Raw genomic sequence first — 15,469 nt, 5'->3', positions numbered from 1 at the left:
TTTTACTAATTTTGGAGCGCAAATGCATATGAAGAAATTGGTAATAAAAAACATCGGTCCGATACAAAGTGTTTCTTTGGACTTGAAAAAGATAAACGTCGTAATTGGTCCACAGAGTGCAGGAAAAAGCTGCATTTTGAAAATAGCCTGTTTCTGTGCCTGGGCAGAAAAACGCATCTTGCTGGAACAGGGGAAAAATGGCTTTGCCAACTTTAGCTATGTCATTGATAATCTAATCGTATTCCATAAACTGGAAGGTTATATCCGTTATGGAAGTCTTATTGAATATAAATCCGATTATGTTCATTTTATTTGCGATTTCAGTAAATCGACATTTGACTTGACTATATTTGACGGTTGTTGGCGATATAAGCGAAGTAAGATTTCTTATATACCCTCGGAAAGAAATCTTGTTGCGGCTATTCCCAACTGGTTTGAGGTAAAGTTCGATAATACGAATATCCGAAACTTTATCGCAGACTGGAATGGTGTCAGGGGCATGTATAGTCCTGGCAATATGCTTGATATTTTGGATTTGAATGTCAAATACTACTATGATGCGGAAGCATCTAGGGATTATGTCTTGCTTGGTGATGGAAACAAGGTTAACTTGACGAATGCATCTAGTGGATTGCAGTCCGTTATCCCAATGTGGGCTTACCTGAAGTTCCTTTTTGACGAACAGTATTCTGCCAAGTTGCCGTCCAATATCGTAAGTGATAGTGAAAACGAATCGGTGCTTTTCCATATATACGAAAAACGCTACAAAAAATCCCTGGAAGCGCTTGCAAGCGAAGAAGATCGATATTTTGGAAAAGTCGGTCGCTTGACATTGCCCTTTAAGTCTCAAGAAGACTATAAGGAATGTTTGAAACTATACGAGAACTTTACTCGTACTGCGTATTCGGATATATACCTGGAAGAACCCGAGCAGAATCTTTTCCCGCTTACGCAGGTCGAACTTGTACAAAGTCTTCTGAAAAATGCTTCGATGCATTCTGACGGATTGTTTATTGCGACGCATAGTCCCTACCTTTTATATGCGATTAACAATTATATGCTTGGATATATTGTTCGCGACAGATTGCAGGATGATGACCGAAAGGATTGTTTTGTAGATCCACAAAATGTAGCTGCATGGGAATTACGTGATGGGACTGTAACCCCGTTACAAGATGAAGATGGACTCATTCGAGGCAATTACTTTGACCGCGTAATGAAGCGTGTGATGAGCGAATTTTCCAACTATGCAGCATACTATGGCTAACATTGTTGAAGAATTCGAACACGCCCGCGAATATCAAAATGACGTGTGGGTCGCCGATTATACGGAACAGACTTGTTTCGAACCGGAGAGCGCAAAAAAGGGCGTCTGCGTCTCGGAATCCGAGTTTGACGATATAAAGTCATTCCATTTGCAAAATCCCAAACATGTTGTAATCTACGGTGTTAATTTTGAAGAACATCCGGATTACTTTCCCGATAAAACCAAAAATTGCGAATGCCTTTTCAAACCGAGAGATGTTGTTGATGGTGGGTTTTTGCTTCTTTGCGAATTGAAGTATTGTAGAGCGCACAACATCGAGGCTAATGCGGACAAGGCATACGAACAGCTTAAGTCAACCTGGTCGCATTTGGAAAGCCAGCAAATCTTCGATAGAAATCACTGCAAGAGTTTTCTCAATATATCTGTTCCTGACCATAGCGATAAATCGCCTTTCAAATCTTTCACGGCAAACCAGGATGAAGAATTGAAATGGCTCAAGGAATATAAGATAAATTTGCTTGGTGAAAATGACCTTTTGATTCTTGATAAGGGCGTTGTCAGAATCCCGGAAACGGAAATATAGACTTGCCCTATTCTGCGGTCAGGTCGTCGCGCAGCACGAGTCTATCTTTTTTCCAGGTTTCGAGTCCGTTCTGCAGTAGCAGTTTGCCCGAGGCCCGCATAAGCCGCACATCTATCACGCGCAGGGTCCGCATGTTTTCGAGCTGGCGGCGCTCCGCTTCGCGCAGGTCCTCTTCCATCTCGAAAATTTCGCGGTAGTTGCTCTTGCCCATGGCGAGCTTCTTGAATTCCTCTTCGAGTTCCTTCTGGTGGTATTCCACCGCAATCTGCCCGTAGCGCCACTGTTCGCGGATTTCTTGCGCCCTGTTCTGCAGAATCCGGTATTCCTCGAAGATTTGCGCCTGCAACAGCATAAGCCTTGTGCGGGCGGCCCTCACGCTGTATTTCTGGGCCGATATGCGGTGCCGCTCGGCAACGCCGCCGAACAGCGGTATGTTTATCTCTATGCCGCCCGCAAGCACGGTCTGGCGCTTGCCCTCGGTCTTGAAGTTCCTCACGGCCTCGCGGGCCTTGTCGTTACGGCTCCTTATGCCGTAATTGCCCACGAGGTCCACGGTAGGGAGCCAGTCTGCCCGCCTTGCCGAAAGTTCCGATTCGCGGAGCATGACCTCGGCCCCTTGCGATAGGTAGCCCGGATGCATGAGCGACATGGAATCCAGGAAGGTGAGCGAATCCAGCCTTGCCGCCGAATCGGGGGCAAGGTCCGGGCGCATGGCGATGGGGCGGGGGTCGTGGATGTATTCGCCGGACGACAGCGTGAGCAACAGCGTAAGCCTTGCGCCGCGCAGCTTGTCGAGTGCGTCGAGCCTTGCCGACTCGCGGTCGGAATACTCCGCGACGGCCTTGCTATAGTCAAGGGGCGAAAGCAGACCCTGCTTGAGCCGCTTGCCCGCATCTTCCACGATGTCCTTTGCCACGCGGGCCGACTCGGTGGCCGAGGCAAGGAACCTGTCGGCGTAGTAGTAGTTCCAGTAGGCGTCGCAGAACTTCTCCAAAATGTCGTTCAGTGCCTCGCGGTATTTCTGGTAGGCGAGTTCCCTGCGGAGCCTTGCCTGTTCCAGCTCGTTCGTGGCCGAGAAGAACAGCGGGCCGTCCTTGAGGAGGTGCTGGCGCAGCTCCCCGCCAAAATAGAGTTCCGAGGTGTAGTCGCTGTGCGTGTAGGTGGCCTGGTTGAACCCCACGTTATATTCGGTGCCTGTGGGGAGCGCCCCCTGTACGCCTATCCTGTATTCTTCCTTTGTCTCCGTAAACAGTGCGCCGGGCCGCTCGGCGGTCTCCTTGAACGCGCGGCCCACGAGCCTCGGCTCGAACTTGCCGTAGGCCCCCGTGGCCGCTTCGGATTCCGAGAGCCACGCGAACTTCGCTTCCGTCACGTCGGCGTTGTTCGTGAGCACGGCCTGCAGGGCCGTCCCGAAATCCAGGTACAGCGAGTCGCCCTTTTCTTCGGCGGCAAGGGCGGCAACTACAGCCAGGGTGGCGATGATGTTTACGGCGCGGAAACTCATTTAAGCAGGATTTTCCCCGTGACTCCCGGCTCGACGGCCAGGTCCGTGTTGTCGAATATGACCTTCACGGTGCGCAGCATGCTGGACTTGTCCACCACGGGCGACACGAACTCGATTTTGCCCTTCTTGCGGCGAACCTGCTTGCGTCCGTCGAGCGAAAGGCTTACCTGTTGGCCGGGCTTGAGCTTGCCCGACCTGTTCGCCACCACATAGGCGACTATGCGGCAGGTGCGCACATCCGCGATTTCGATGACGGGTTCCAGGGCTTCGACGCTTTCGCCCTTGTTCTTGGATATGGAAACGATTTCGCCGTCGAAGGGGGCGGTGAGAACGCGCTTTTCGAGTTCTGCCCGGGCGACATCGTGTTCGAGCTTCGCGCGTTCCCTCTCGGTTTGCGCCGAGGTGAGTTCGGCGGCCGCCACGTCGTGGTTCATCTGCTTTTCCCAGACCTGTTCCGCGCTTACGGAGTTGCTGTTCTCGTAAAGGTTGCGGGTCGCGTCTAGATCCTTCTTGTAGGCCTGGATTTTCGCCCTGGCCGAGAGTACAGCCGAGGAGTCGTTTGCCGTGATACCCGTGATGCGGACGCGCAGCCGTTCTTCGCGGTTCACGAGGTTCATGAGCGTGTCGCCCTTGCGCACGAACGCGCCTTCCTTGACCCAGATGCTGTCAATCTTCCCGGACACGGTAAACCCGACGCGGGCCTGGTTGATGGGTTCCGTGACACCGTCGAACCCCTGCTGCGCAAGTGCAGATGCCGCGAGGGCGAGTGCTGTAAATAGGGCTTTGCCGAGCATCAGTCTGCCGCCGCGCTGGAAGAACTGGATGACGAACTAGACGCAACCGATGAACTGGACTCTGCCGACGAACTCGAAGCTTCGGAAGAGCTGGAAGCCTCGGACGAACTGGACACGGGGGCCTTGGAAAGCTCGGTGAGCACCGTCAGCCCCTGCAAGTAGAGCCCGTTCTTCGCGTGGGCGGTGATGTTCATGCCCACGGTGTCGCCCGCCGCAAGGGAGTCGTCGAATGTCTCGAACATCTTGACGAACAGCGTGTCGGCCTTGATCCAGGCGTCGGCATTGGGGGAAATGTTGTCGGCGTAGATGGACTTCTTGACCTTTGCCGCCTTGCTCCATTGGACCGTGGCGAGCGAGTCGGAGAACTTGACCCAGAGCGTGTCGTTTACCGAGAAAGTCGCCTTGTAGCGGCTGCTTGCCGCCCAGGCGTTGCTCGTGACGGCATAAAGTCCGCGGTTCGTGGTAAAGGCCGCGTCGCCCGAAAGGTCTACGGTCAGCCTCTCGCCCTTCTTGGTGTAGCCCACGATGCTCACGGAGTAGGACTTCTCGGCGGCAAGCGGGGCCGTGTGCCGCAGGTACAGCGTGTCGCCCTTGATTTCGGGCATGAGGACCGTTGCGGAATCGCCCGCGAGGCTCACGGAAATGTTCTCCTTGCTGAGCGCCTCGCTGAACACGTAGTAGGGCGTAATGAGCGGCGAGAGGTTCTTGTAGCCCATGCGGTTGTTGTCCATCACGTTTGAAGATACGATGACGGGGGCGCTCTCCTTGAGGGTGTCGCGGACGAGGAAGATTCTGCCCATGTCGTGAACGGCGTCGGAACGCAGGCGGGGGAGCGCCGTGTTCGAAAAGCGGTAGGTCTTGCCCTTGTAGGTGAAGGGTTCCGCCGAGAGCGTGAGGCCGGAATCGGCGGGGAGCTTGTTGAATGCGAAGCGTCCGAGCGAATCCGTCGCGGCGGAGAAAGTTTCGGGGGCGATGTTCACGAAGGCCGTGTCCTGGTGCGCGAGGCGCAGCTTTACCTTGGGGGCGGGTGACTTTACGCCCGTGGCCTCTTCTTGCACATAGAGTTCGCCGGAAATTCCCGCGTTCAGCGGCGAAAGCCGCACGACGCGCGACCCGCTCGCCACTACGCCCTCCATGTAGCTCGATTCGCCCGTGGATGCCACCGTGATAATCTTGGGGGCGTAGTAAAGCGTGTCCTTCTTGTCAACCGTGTAGTGGCTGAAGGTGAAGGTGTGCTGGCCGTAGGGCAGGCCGTCTATGAAGAATGCCCCCGATTCGTCGGTGGATGCGGTCTCCTGCTTGCCGGAATCGTCCAGGTAGTCTATGGAGGCCCCTTCGAGGCCAAGCCCGGTGGAGCCGCTTACGACACTGCCCGAGAAGGTCCACTTGGAGTATTCGTCGTCCTCGGAATCGGACACGGAACAGCCCGAAACGAGAGCCGCCACGGCAAGCGCCGCAGCAAAGGATGTATAGATTTTGACCAGGTTCATAAAACCCCTTGATATGCCCTCGGAAATCTAGTAAAAGGCCCTCCATTTTACTAAATATCCATAAAAACATTAACCTTAAAAACAAAGGAATTGCAAAATGGCAGAAAACAAGCAGCCGCAAATCGAATGGAACGACAAGGACATGCGCACCACCTACGTGAACGCGACCAACGTAGTGGCCGGGCGCGAAGAGGTGATGATGATTCTCGGCGTGAATCGCGCATGGCAGATGAACCAGGAAAAGGTCGATGTCGCCATCTCCGACCGTATCGTGATGAACCCCTACACGGCAAAGCGCCTCGCCATTATGCTCAGCGCCACCGTGCGCGCCTACGAAAAGAAGTACGGCCCGCTTGATATTGGCGTGAATACCGCCCCGGCGGCAGCCCCTGCCGCTCCCGCGGCCGCCAAGGCCACCGGCAAGTCGGCCAAGTAACGCCCGCCCCGCCCGCCCCCAAGGTCCAATCTCTTTGGGGGAGGGGGAGGAGGGATAGGTTTTCTTTAGGTAAGAGGATTTTATGCCTGTAAAAATCTTTATAAGTCATTCTAGTGCAGATAAACCTGTAATTGAGGCATTGCAGAGAGTGCTTCAGTTGGCGTGTAACCTGAAACAACAAGATTTCTTTTGTACGAGTATTTCTGGAATGGGATGCTCTGGGGGTGATTTTTTTAATGAAACAATCAGAAAATCTCTACAAGAAGCTTCTGTCGTTGTTGCTTATCTTTCTAAAAACTATAAACAATCGGAATTTTGTTGTGCAGAATTAGGCGCAACATGGATTTCTAGAGAAAGTAAACTTTTTGTACCTCTGTTAGATTCTGAGTTGGACTACAATGTTTTTGGTGGTGTTCTAAACGGAACGCATTTGTATAAAATAAATGATAGAGCGAATTTACTTTCTACGGTGCAGTCAATCATAAAAACATGTCGGTCCAAATCCGATTTGCCTTATCTATCAGATCAGATAGATCATTTTATTAAAGAATATCCAGCGCTAAAAATAAACGTACCAGATCCTTTTATTTGTACTGAAGAACAATACAATACTTTGATGAATGAGCGTGATTCTTTAAGGACGAAAAACGTAGAATTGAATGCGACTATAGAGTATAAAGAAAAAGAGATTGCTCGCTTAAAAGAATTAAAAGATGCTGAAGAGGTCAGGAATCTTGAACTAGAAAATAATAGAGACTCTTTGCAGGCCTTTAAGGATGCCGCACATGAGGTGTATTTGAAGGGAAAAGAAATGAATAGTTATGTTCGCAAGTTCATTATTTATGATTATTTCGGCTTGACTGTTAGAGATTGTGATGATGAGGTTTATAAGGAATATGTTAAGGCGAAGGATGCTGGTTATTTAAGGGAACCATTTGACGGCGATTTTCGCGTCAATGAAGAAAATCGGCATGTAGGAAAAATCCATTCTGCTCTAGCGCAATTTAAGGATTTTGCAGAATCCCTAGATGAAGAGGTTATTCGTGTTATTGAAGATGAATATGATGCAGACTTTGATTTGAATAGTACTGAATTTATTGACAAAGTTCTATGCTAAACGATAGGTTTTTGTTATGACCGAAGAAGAAATTAATGCTATTTGGGAAAAGGGCCGGAAAGTGCCGGACTATGACCCGTCCAAGTTTAGGAAGGATGCCTGCGGCGCATGGATTGCCCGTGATAAATATGGCGATGCAGATGCCGATTTTGGCTGGGAAGTTGACCATATTTATCCGCAAGCATTAGGTGGTGGCGACGATGATGTAAACAAAAGACCTCTTCATTGCAAGAATAATCGAAGCAAGGGCGATGACTATCCTTCTTATAAGTCTGCAGTGACCGCTCGTGGAAATAAAAATGTTGAGCTTGAACGAATTCTTGTCGTGAATAAGAATAAAATGGAACTCTTGAACTCTATGTATGGAGCGCCCAATGCTTGAAAAAATGACAGTAAAAGGCTTGTTGCATCAGTTCAGTTATGAACTAGACTTTACTAATGAAAACGGACCTGCTGTAAAGTATATTACGGGACCGAATGGATTTGGTAAAACGACAATTTTGAAACTGTTGGTCGCTCTGTATGGTGCCGATTGGAAAACTATGGCGGCTTTGCCGTTTAAGTCTTTTGATTGTGTAATAGATGCCAAACGTCTAATCGTAACAAAAGATGAATGTCAGATTGTACAAAATGATGATTCCGATGAACAGGATGACCTTGATGTTCGTTTAGACATTTTGTTTGAAGGCCAAAAACCATTGCAGGTTTCTGTAAAGGGGCGTGATGGTAAGTTCTACACACCGAAAAAGAGCGGGGACCACTCTGTCGAGATGATTCTTTCGCAAAAGAAAATCTTGTACATTCCGGATACACGTGTCATAGAAAAGAATCTTCCCAAAAGAAACCGAAAGTCTCCTGTGAAGACTTGTAATGATTCTTTCATTAAGAATCTATCGATGCTTTCTGATAAAATAGAGGATTTTCTAAAGAGCAAACTCAAAAATGAATTCCCGGTGAATGAACCCATCGAAGGTTTGAAATTTCCTCTAGTTGACAAAATGCTCGGTTTCGGCTTGGATTCTGAATTCTTGACGGATGTCAAAAAATATGGTTCAATTGTTGAAAAACTCTTGAACGATGAGTTTTCTATTAAGCACGAAGTTGATAAACTTGAAAAGTTTATGGAACTCATAAATCGATATGAGTTTATCAACAAGAAAATCTCAATATCCGAGAAAGATGGTTTCCGGTTTAAGTTGACGGACGAATACAATACGATTGTCGATTTGGATGATTTGTCATCTGGCGAACGGCAGTATTTGATGCTTGTTTATAAAATGCTGTTTGAATCTAGCGAACATACTTTAGTTCTTGTCGACGAACCTGAAAATTCCATGCATATGTCTTGGATTCTTGAGTTTCCCAAAGTCATCAGGGAACTTTGTAAATGGAGTGATTTGCAATTCATTATCTGCACCCATAATTCCAACATTTTTGAACAAAGATGGGATATGTCGCAGGACTTGTTTGAAAAGAGTCAACTGAGGAAGGCAGAATGATTCAAGCTCCATTGCAAGAAGTGACGGAAGCAAACCGTCCTGGCGACACTTTAGGTGCCATTCACCAAAGTATCAATTCGCATATGCAAGCGATGTGGGTTATTGTTGAAGATGAACCTGATGTTTTGGTTTATAGCAAATTCTTTTCAACGAACCGCTTAAATGTTCGGTCATCATCGATAAACAAAAGAAAAAGCTGTAAGAATGTTGAAAAAATCGTAGATACTATACTACACGAGAATTACGACAAAATTATAGGAATTAGGGATAGGGACTCTGTTGACTTCTTAGTACCGGCATATACACCAAAAAAGAATGTGTATTTGACTGATCAACGCGACATTGAAATGCAAATGCTTAAGTCAGACAGGGTGGTTTCATCACTAAAGCAGAAAGATTCTGACATTGAACAGAAAATTGAAAATGTTAAGCCGATTGCCAAAGCAATAGGGTGTTACCGAATCTTTAATGACATTAAAGAGTTTGGTTATTCATTCAACAAAAAATTAAAAATAGGTCGTTTTAGAGATGATAATGCCCATGTTCTTAAACAGAACGCTTTAGTAGAACTTGACAGTTCCTTTTTCGAAGGCAAAACGGAACAAGATCGGGACAATTTTAATAATCTTAAAGAACTTTGTGATGAAAAAGAATTCGCGTTAATTTGCAATGGACATGATTTTCTTGCTTTATTAGATTGCTTAGCGACTATTCCGCACTTGAAGGAATTTCTGCCTCAATGCTACGACATGGATGCTTTTAAGCAGTCTACCCTTTATACTGATTTAAAAAACTGGGCTGATAGTAATAATGTTTCACTATTTGAGGGAACATAAAAGTTTTTGCAAGAATGAAAGAGTTTAAAGAAAATCCCTTTATAATCGAGTCGCTGGAACGGCGACAGATGATGGATGGCGCGCCGGGCGACATCGTGCTGCCGGGTGGCATTGAACAACCCGAAGCCGTTATCGAGGCCCCGGCGGTGATTGGCGAGATAGAACAGCCCGTCAATGTGACCCCAAACGACGCCGACTTCTTGACCAAGGCGAGCTTCAAGCAGCTTGCCAACACGGAATTTGTCCGTAACCCCGAGACGGGGCTGTATGTGGCGGAAGATTCCGGCGAACTAGTCAAGTCCGTAAACAAGGGCTTGATAGTAAAACCCCAAAAAAGTTTGGATATTCAACAGCCCGCACCGCTGAGCGTTGCGGACATTCAAGCCCTGCTCTCTATTGACCCGGACAACCTGGGTGGCAAGGGCAACACAAAAGTTTAATAACAGGAGAATGGATAATGAAAACGATAAAGAAACTCGGCTTGGTGAGCGCTGTTGCTTTTGCAATGCTTGCGTTCTCGGCTTGCGATGACTCTTCGTCGGCTAGTTCCGACGAAACCGGTACTTCCAGTTCATCGGTAGAAACTTCTGATTTGGATGAGTCGTCATCTTCTGTTGACAAGAAGTCGTCGGGAAATGAATCTACAGAAAAAGACAAGTCTTCCAGTAGTGTCAAGGGATCTGAGCCTGTCGAAGTATCAAGTAGTTCTGCAAAAGAAACAAAGAATTCATCTGACTCCAAGAGCTCAAGTTCTGTAAAGACTAGTGATTCTTCTAGTAGTAACAAGGATAAGTCCAGTTCGTCGGTTAGTTCGTCTTCGAGTGAAATTTCCGTATCTTCTTCTAGTTCTAAAGATGTAATGGGGGGACCTTGCCCAAAAGAAGGCTTAAAGAAAAAAATAGGAGATGAATTCGCCAAATGTGTAGATGGTGTGTGGGTCGTTTATCTTCCTCCCTCATCTAGTTCCGTCGCCCGCAGCAGCAGTAGCCGAGGCTATGAACCCCTGCCGAGTCCATTGGGTTATAACATGTCTTATGGTGAATATGAAGACACTCGTGATGGAACGAAGTATGCGACCATTGAAATAACGAACAAGTACGGCCCGGACAGCGTTCCTAAAATCACTTTTACCGTATTTGCGCAGAACCTAAAATACCATGAAAAGATAACGCTTGGTGCAAATGAACAGGACGATGATACCAAGGTTGAAATGTATTGCTATAACGATAGCGTTGAATATTGCAACGACTGGTGGGGCGGACTCTACCAGTGGGCCGAAATGATGGCGCTGCCGTATGAGTGCAATAGCAAGAGCTGTGCCGACCGGATAGATCCCGACCATGATGGGTTCCACCAGGGAATTTGCCCGAACGGTTGGCACTTGATTACTAAGCTGGAAATGCTCGCCGTATCTTATGCGACAGGCGGAAGCACTTATATCGAGGACAGAATGAGTTCACTTGCTTCGGAAGTATCTTTTTCGGTAAGTATAGGCTTGAATACATCTGGAATGAGTTTTGTTGCTGCTGGGTATCGGGGATATGATTACGAAAAACTTATAAATAATGTTTTTGTAGGTAAGAATAATGCTGCTTCTTATGACTATCCAGAAGAGTATCCATCGCGTGAAGATAGATGCAGAGGGGGAGGAATTTCAAAATATTCATCATTTGATTCCGCTTGTGAAAAAAAATGGGGAGCGAGTGTTCGCTGTGTAAAGAACTACTAAACCATCATAAGTTATTACTTCATCTTTAAGGATTCAGCGTATGTCTAGAAAGAACAATAGAATGTCTAGGAAAGATAATTGCAACGTGTATAAAATCGAATCTCTTGAAAAAAGGGAAATGCTCAGTGCCACGGCAGAAGATGCTGCTGTAGATTGGATAAACGAACAGGTGATAACAGAAGTTTCCACCAATCTCAATCTTTCAGAGAACGATATTGTAAAGGTTGGCGGAACGAACCTCTCCATCAATGACTTAATTAACGGCTCTTTTGTGTTGACTTCGTCAGATGTTCAATTGACAAAACAGGAAAATACGGATTATTACGATGTTTTGCTTTCTGATGACATAAATTTTGAATCGATATCATTGAATAACTTGTCTGTAGATGTTGGTGGACATACCATTTCTGGGTTGAATGGACTCGTAAATACATCAATTTCTTTTGACGACCTGCAACTAGAAATAATTGAGGATGACGGGAACTTCTCTGTTTCAAGTAAACAATATACTGATATCAGTCTGAATTCTCAAATTTCTATTGATGAAGCGGCAAATGCAGGTTTGAATGATGGATATCTTGGTCTTGTCGAACAGACGGATTCCTTGGAAACATCGGCAGACATCGAAATAGATGTTGCTGCAAACCAATCAAATTCTAGCATTGATTTGAGTTTTGATTTAGAATTTGATACTGACACAAATTCGATTGTCACTTTCAATCCGGACATGAAGGTGACATCTGTTACAACTGCTTTTAGTTACGATGGTTTGACATTTAGAGACTCTGTTGATCAGTCGATCAGAAGAATTGAAGAAGCCTTTGATTTTTTCAAAGACGGAACTAGCGAATTTATTAATGGCGTTAAGGTAGGAAACACCGTCGTTGAATGGAACTCTTTTGCTGAAATCATTCGCCATTATGCTGCTGCTGCGTATGTTGCAAGGCAAGTTGCCGCAAGTAATTCTACTGATATAGGCGATGTCTTTGATGAAATTCTTGATAAGACATCCTGGAATACCTTTGATGACAATAGTTTGACTATTTCAAGTAATCAACTTGTATTGAAGAAGACTTTCAATGGAAATTTGAATTTTGATTTGCTTAATGTTTCTGCAATACCCGTAGATATGGAAATTATACTCAACTTGTCGGATTCGGGGGTGACGGTTGATAAGATTTCTGCATCAATCAGTGAAACAGGTATTTCGTTTGATACAAATTTTGGATTATTTGATGGTCATGTGGAAAATGCTTCTGTGAATTTTGATCTTGATGTTGTGTTTAGAGATGGAGAATACTCGATAGGTAATATCAGTGGATCTGTTTCCTCTAATGCGGCGAAAATTGTTTATAATGATGCGTCTTCTAATTCCGAAAAAGAATTTGTTGTCTGTGATGAAAATTCACCATTGTCAATGGAATATGATTCCGATGAAGGTGTATGGAAGTTTTCAAGTAACTTAAACAAGTACACATCAATTACGGGGCTTACTGTTGCCAATGAATTTGAAGTTATAATTAGGACAATTGATGGGGCTGTCCAAAAAATGGTTGCAGAAAACGTAAGTTCAGCCCTGAATTACAAAACGAATGCGAATATTTTGGATGGTTCTTTGAGTGAATATGTCAAGTTCCTTGATGAATTTAAGGACACTTTAGATGGATTGACTGTAGCTGGCGAATATGGAAATATCGCGGCATTTGTCAATTATGACGGACTGAATTCGAAATTGCAAGAGATTCTTGGTGATACAACAAAACAGTTTGTTGAAACAACTGTTGTTGACGGAAGTATCTCTGTCAAGATTAATTTTAGCAAGACTGCTTCGTTTGATTTTAGCAATAGTAATATCTTGATGGACTTATCGAAGGCTATGGAAAATATTGAATTGTCTTCGAATGCAAAGTTTAATTTTACGGCTAGTGGAAATCTTGGATTTACGATAAGTATTTCATTCGATAATGCTGACGTGACAGCAAACACTCCGTTTACCCAGATTTCTCAGAATTCAGTTTTGCAAAATACGCAAGCGCTTGAATTGGTAAAGGGAGAAATCTTTTTACCACACGATGCTAAATGGACTTTGATGTCGGGAAATAATCCGACCTCTCAGATTCTTTCTCCTACAACTACGACAGAATCTTATACTGATGTTCATATGATTGTGTCCGATCTAAATACTCGAAATGACTCCTCTCCCTATACATATAGTAGTATTGATAACAAAAAAATAGTTGTTTATTCTGATTCTATTTTTTCAATTCAATCTGAAAGCGGTGCTAATGCATTCTCTGTTTTGGGCTTTTCCAATGCCAAAGGTCATTGGGCTCGAAAAATTACCGGTGATGTAGAAATTCAGATTAATGGAGTGTCCCTTTCGCTTGAAACTAACGGGTTGACTGAAAAATCGTTAGCCGATTATCTAAATGAACAACTTTCGGATTTAGAGAAGTATAAGGTTGATTTAGGTCTTGATGGTGTAAATGATAAGTCATGGTCAAGTGAATATGGCCTGTATGCTGTCTGCCTTGATGACAATACGGTTTTTGTTGTGTGCGATAGTAGTCGAGCAAATTTTTCAATAGATAAGACTGCTCAAGAAAATTTGGAAAATAATTTCAAACAAAATGCTTCAAATGCTGTATTTTTGTATATATCCTCGAATTTAGAATACAAATCGAAAATAGAGTCTAGTTTTTCCATAAATTTAGGTAATGACTCAATTACGATAAACAACGATGAGAAAATGCAGACCTTTTCATCGTTGTCGTTGATGGCTAAGGAATTAAACAAAGAACTTGCTAAAGGGACTCTAAATGGCAAAGTTGTTGCCGTTGTAGAAAATGATTCTATAATCCTTAGAACGAGCTCCTCTGAAAGCCTGTCTGCACAATATCTTAGTTCTTCTACGAATTGTCCCGCATATGCTGATGGAATATATGAATTTAAAATAAATGATGAAGGTGTTGATGTTGATTTATCTAATGCAAATACAATCAATGATGTTTGCAATATAATTAATGTCGCCTTGACTCAGCTGCAAAATATAAGCGTTCAGTTAGCGTTTGTTGATGGCACGTTTAAATTCTCTAGTACGGAGTTTTTTACAATTGCATCTGTATTGAATTGTGATTTACTAAAGGTGCTGGGTTTTGGCAATAATGCTGTTGCCGTAAAATACGGAAATTCAAACGATTATATTATCAAGGGGGCTTCTGTTGGGTGTCAAGATTTAACAAATCGATTTAAATTTAGTGTTGACGAACTTGAACTTAGTCTAAATGCTTCTATTGGTGGGTTGTATGCTGAATATGGAGAGGATTCTAATTTAGATGATTCTAATGCTGAATCTTTTGTTGTTTCCGGTTTAAAAGCAGCTAGTAACAATGTGAATGATTACGTTGGAACCTTCTTGAAGATAACAAATACTTCGGGTGTTTTTTATTTTGAAGTTATGTCTGCTCAAATGGGACAAAATGGCTTAATGTCCATTAGTATTAAGCCTGAAGCGAAGAATGATGAAAATAAGGTGATAGATGTTTTTGATTTAAATGAAGGAAAAATTCTATTTGTTAAATTAGATAATCCGGCTGTTTCTCTTAACGCCAATTTTGTTGAAGCTTCTGTTTTCGCTTCTGGTGGATTTGCACTGAATGTATCTTATCCACAAAAGACCAATAGTTTCCAGACAAATAACAATGACTTCCTAACGGATTTGTTGAGCACATCAGTTGATGTATCTGGCTCCATTGATTTGGATGGCTATTTGACCATTGGAAATCATTCTTCACTTTTTAATATTGGCTGTGTTGCAGTTTCACAAACCGAAGGGCTTGATGTATCTGGCTTAAGTATCGATTCGTGTGACTTGTTGAAAAATCTTGATGATTTTTCGATAGAATCAGTCCTTTCTATGCTGGAAAATATTGCAAAACAGGCTAAGACTGCTATTTCTAAACTAGATGTTTCTATTCCACTTGTAAACAAACGTGTTAATGACATTGTCAAGGTCGGCGAGAATCTTTCGCAAATTGTTGCGGAACTTCGCAATTCCGATGCGTTGAGCGTTCAGACCTTACAAAAGCTGGTAAACAAGTTCCTTCTTGATGCGAGTTTCATTGAAAAAGCGGTCAATTATTCTGAAGATAATCCTGTGTATGTGGGGGCCTTGTTTTAAGTGTTAATGCGCTTAATCAACTAGAAGTATCCTT

13 protein-coding genes are annotated in these 15,469 nt (G+C 44.6%); 10 read left to right on the top strand and 3 right to left on the bottom strand.

Features of this window, described 5'->3' with window-relative positions:
• Window positions 1-28: 28 nt before the first annotated feature.
• Together BGX14_RS04040 and BGX14_RS04035 are read left to right on the top strand one after the other, a co-directional pair.
• Window positions 29-1,267, top strand: a complete 1,239-nt coding sequence (locus BGX14_RS04040) for an AAA family ATPase (protein WP_095879137.1) — start codon at window positions 29-31, stop codon at window positions 1,265-1,267.
• Window positions 1,260-1,850, top strand: coding sequence for a hypothetical protein (locus BGX14_RS04035; RefSeq protein WP_095879136.1), 591 nt, complete (start codon window positions 1,260-1,262; stop codon window positions 1,848-1,850). The genes BGX14_RS04040 and BGX14_RS04035 overlap by 8 nt, the downstream gene beginning before the upstream one ends.
• Before the next feature lie 7 nt (window positions 1,851-1,857).
• Here the strand turns inward: BGX14_RS04035 and BGX14_RS04030 are convergent, their stop codons facing one another.
• From BGX14_RS04030 to BGX14_RS04020, 3 genes are read right to left on the bottom strand one after another with little or no spacing between them, the layout of a single operon-like run.
• Complete coding sequence (locus BGX14_RS04030; RefSeq protein WP_095879135.1) at window positions 1,858-3,354, bottom strand: TolC family protein; 1,497 nt, start codon at window positions 3,352-3,354, stop codon at window positions 1,858-1,860.
• Window positions 3,351-4,148 (bottom strand): efflux RND transporter periplasmic adaptor subunit, encoded by a 798-nt coding sequence (locus BGX14_RS04025; RefSeq protein ID WP_095879134.1) that lies wholly within the window; start codon window positions 4,146-4,148, stop codon window positions 3,351-3,353. Before BGX14_RS04025 ends, BGX14_RS04030 begins: the two co-directional genes overlap by 4 nt.
• Window positions 4,148-5,638: a hypothetical protein gene (locus BGX14_RS04020; protein WP_095879133.1), complete on the bottom strand. Its 1,491-nt coding sequence runs from the start codon at window positions 5,636-5,638 to the stop codon at window positions 4,148-4,150. The genes BGX14_RS04025 and BGX14_RS04020 overlap by 1 nt, the downstream gene beginning before the upstream one ends.
• 97 nt (window positions 5,639-5,735) lie before the next feature.
• Between BGX14_RS04020 and BGX14_RS04015 the strand changes: the two genes are divergently transcribed.
• The 8 genes from BGX14_RS04015 to BGX14_RS03980 all read left to right on the top strand — a co-directional run bounded on the left by BGX14_RS04015 (window position 5,736) and on the right by BGX14_RS03980 (window position 15,435).
• Window positions 5,736-6,074 (top strand): DUF3467 domain-containing protein, encoded by a 339-nt coding sequence (locus BGX14_RS04015; RefSeq protein ID WP_095879132.1) that lies wholly within the window; start codon window positions 5,736-5,738, stop codon window positions 6,072-6,074.
• 82 nt (window positions 6,075-6,156) lie between these two features.
• Window positions 6,157-7,191, top strand: coding sequence for a toll/interleukin-1 receptor domain-containing protein (locus tag BGX14_RS04010; protein WP_095879131.1), 1,035 nt, complete (start codon window positions 6,157-6,159; stop codon window positions 7,189-7,191).
• Between the two features lie 16 nt (window positions 7,192-7,207).
• Window positions 7,208-7,573 carry an HNH endonuclease gene (locus BGX14_RS04005; protein ID WP_095879130.1) on the top strand — a complete coding sequence of 122 codons (366 nt, stop codon included), beginning with the start codon at window positions 7,208-7,210 and terminating at the stop codon, window positions 7,571-7,573.
• On the top strand, window positions 7,566-8,690 hold the full coding sequence (locus BGX14_RS04000; RefSeq protein WP_158223227.1) for an AAA family ATPase: 1,125 nt from the start codon (window positions 7,566-7,568) through the stop codon (window positions 8,688-8,690). The genes BGX14_RS04005 and BGX14_RS04000 overlap by 8 nt, the downstream gene beginning before the upstream one ends.
• Window positions 8,687-9,526: a DUF4435 domain-containing protein gene (locus BGX14_RS03995; protein WP_095879128.1), complete on the top strand. Its 840-nt coding sequence runs from the start codon at window positions 8,687-8,689 to the stop codon at window positions 9,524-9,526. The genes BGX14_RS04000 and BGX14_RS03995 overlap by 4 nt, the downstream gene beginning before the upstream one ends.
• A 14-nt stretch (window positions 9,527-9,540) precedes the next feature.
• The gene (locus tag BGX14_RS03990) at window positions 9,541-9,966 is read left to right on the top strand and encodes a hypothetical protein (protein ID WP_095879127.1); all 426 of its coding nucleotides are present in this window, start codon (window positions 9,541-9,543) and stop codon (window positions 9,964-9,966) included.
• Between the two features lie 65 nt (window positions 9,967-10,031).
• On the top strand, window positions 10,032-11,255 hold the full coding sequence (locus BGX14_RS03985) for an FISUMP domain-containing protein (protein ID WP_158223226.1): 1,224 nt from the start codon (window positions 10,032-10,034) through the stop codon (window positions 11,253-11,255).
• Between the two features lie 85 nt (window positions 11,256-11,340).
• Window positions 11,341-15,435: a hypothetical protein gene (locus tag BGX14_RS03980; RefSeq protein ID WP_143394117.1), complete on the top strand. Its 4,095-nt coding sequence runs from the start codon at window positions 11,341-11,343 to the stop codon at window positions 15,433-15,435.
• Window positions 15,436-15,469: the final 34 nt, after the last annotated feature.

Origin of the sequence: Fibrobacter sp. UWS1, assembly GCF_002300445.1 — a bacterium.
Taxonomy (GTDB): Bacteria; Fibrobacterota; Fibrobacteria; order Fibrobacterales; family Fibrobacteraceae; genus Hallerella; species Hallerella intestinalis.
The sequence above is the reverse complement of the archived record's forward strand: the minus strand, read 5'-3'. Positions and strand labels throughout refer to the sequence as shown.

Excerpts from the sequence above, each read along its gene's own strand:
- BGX14_RS04035 (WP_095879136.1), top strand. The coding sequence starts at position 1,260 with ATGGCTAACATTGTTGAAGAATTCGAACACGCCCGCGAATATCAAAAT.
- BGX14_RS04025 (WP_095879134.1), bottom strand. The coding sequence starts at position 4,148 with ATGCTCGGCAAAGCCCTATTTACAGCACTCGCCCTCGCGGCATCTGCA.
- BGX14_RS04000 (WP_158223227.1), top strand. The coding sequence starts at position 7,566 with ATGCTTGAAAAAATGACAGTAAAAGGCTTGTTGCATCAGTTCAGTTAT.
- BGX14_RS04020 (WP_095879133.1), bottom strand. The coding sequence starts at position 5,638 with ATGAACCTGGTCAAAATCTATACATCCTTTGCTGCGGCGCTTGCCGTG.
- BGX14_RS04015 (WP_095879132.1), top strand. The coding sequence starts at position 5,736 with ATGGCAGAAAACAAGCAGCCGCAAATCGAATGGAACGACAAGGACATG.
- BGX14_RS04040 (WP_095879137.1), top strand. The coding sequence starts at position 29 with ATGAAGAAATTGGTAATAAAAAACATCGGTCCGATACAAAGTGTTTCT.
- BGX14_RS04005 (WP_095879130.1), top strand. The coding sequence starts at position 7,208 with ATGACCGAAGAAGAAATTAATGCTATTTGGGAAAAGGGCCGGAAAGTG.
- BGX14_RS03995 (WP_095879128.1), top strand. The coding sequence starts at position 8,687 with ATGATTCAAGCTCCATTGCAAGAAGTGACGGAAGCAAACCGTCCTGGC.
- BGX14_RS04030 (WP_095879135.1), bottom strand. The coding sequence starts at position 3,354 with ATGAGTTTCCGCGCCGTAAACATCATCGCCACCCTGGCTGTAGTTGCC.
- BGX14_RS03985 (WP_158223226.1), top strand. The coding sequence starts at position 10,032 with ATGCTTGCGTTCTCGGCTTGCGATGACTCTTCGTCGGCTAGTTCCGAC.
- BGX14_RS03990 (WP_095879127.1), top strand. The coding sequence starts at position 9,541 with ATGAAAGAGTTTAAAGAAAATCCCTTTATAATCGAGTCGCTGGAACGG.
- BGX14_RS04010 (WP_095879131.1), top strand. The coding sequence starts at position 6,157 with ATGCCTGTAAAAATCTTTATAAGTCATTCTAGTGCAGATAAACCTGTA.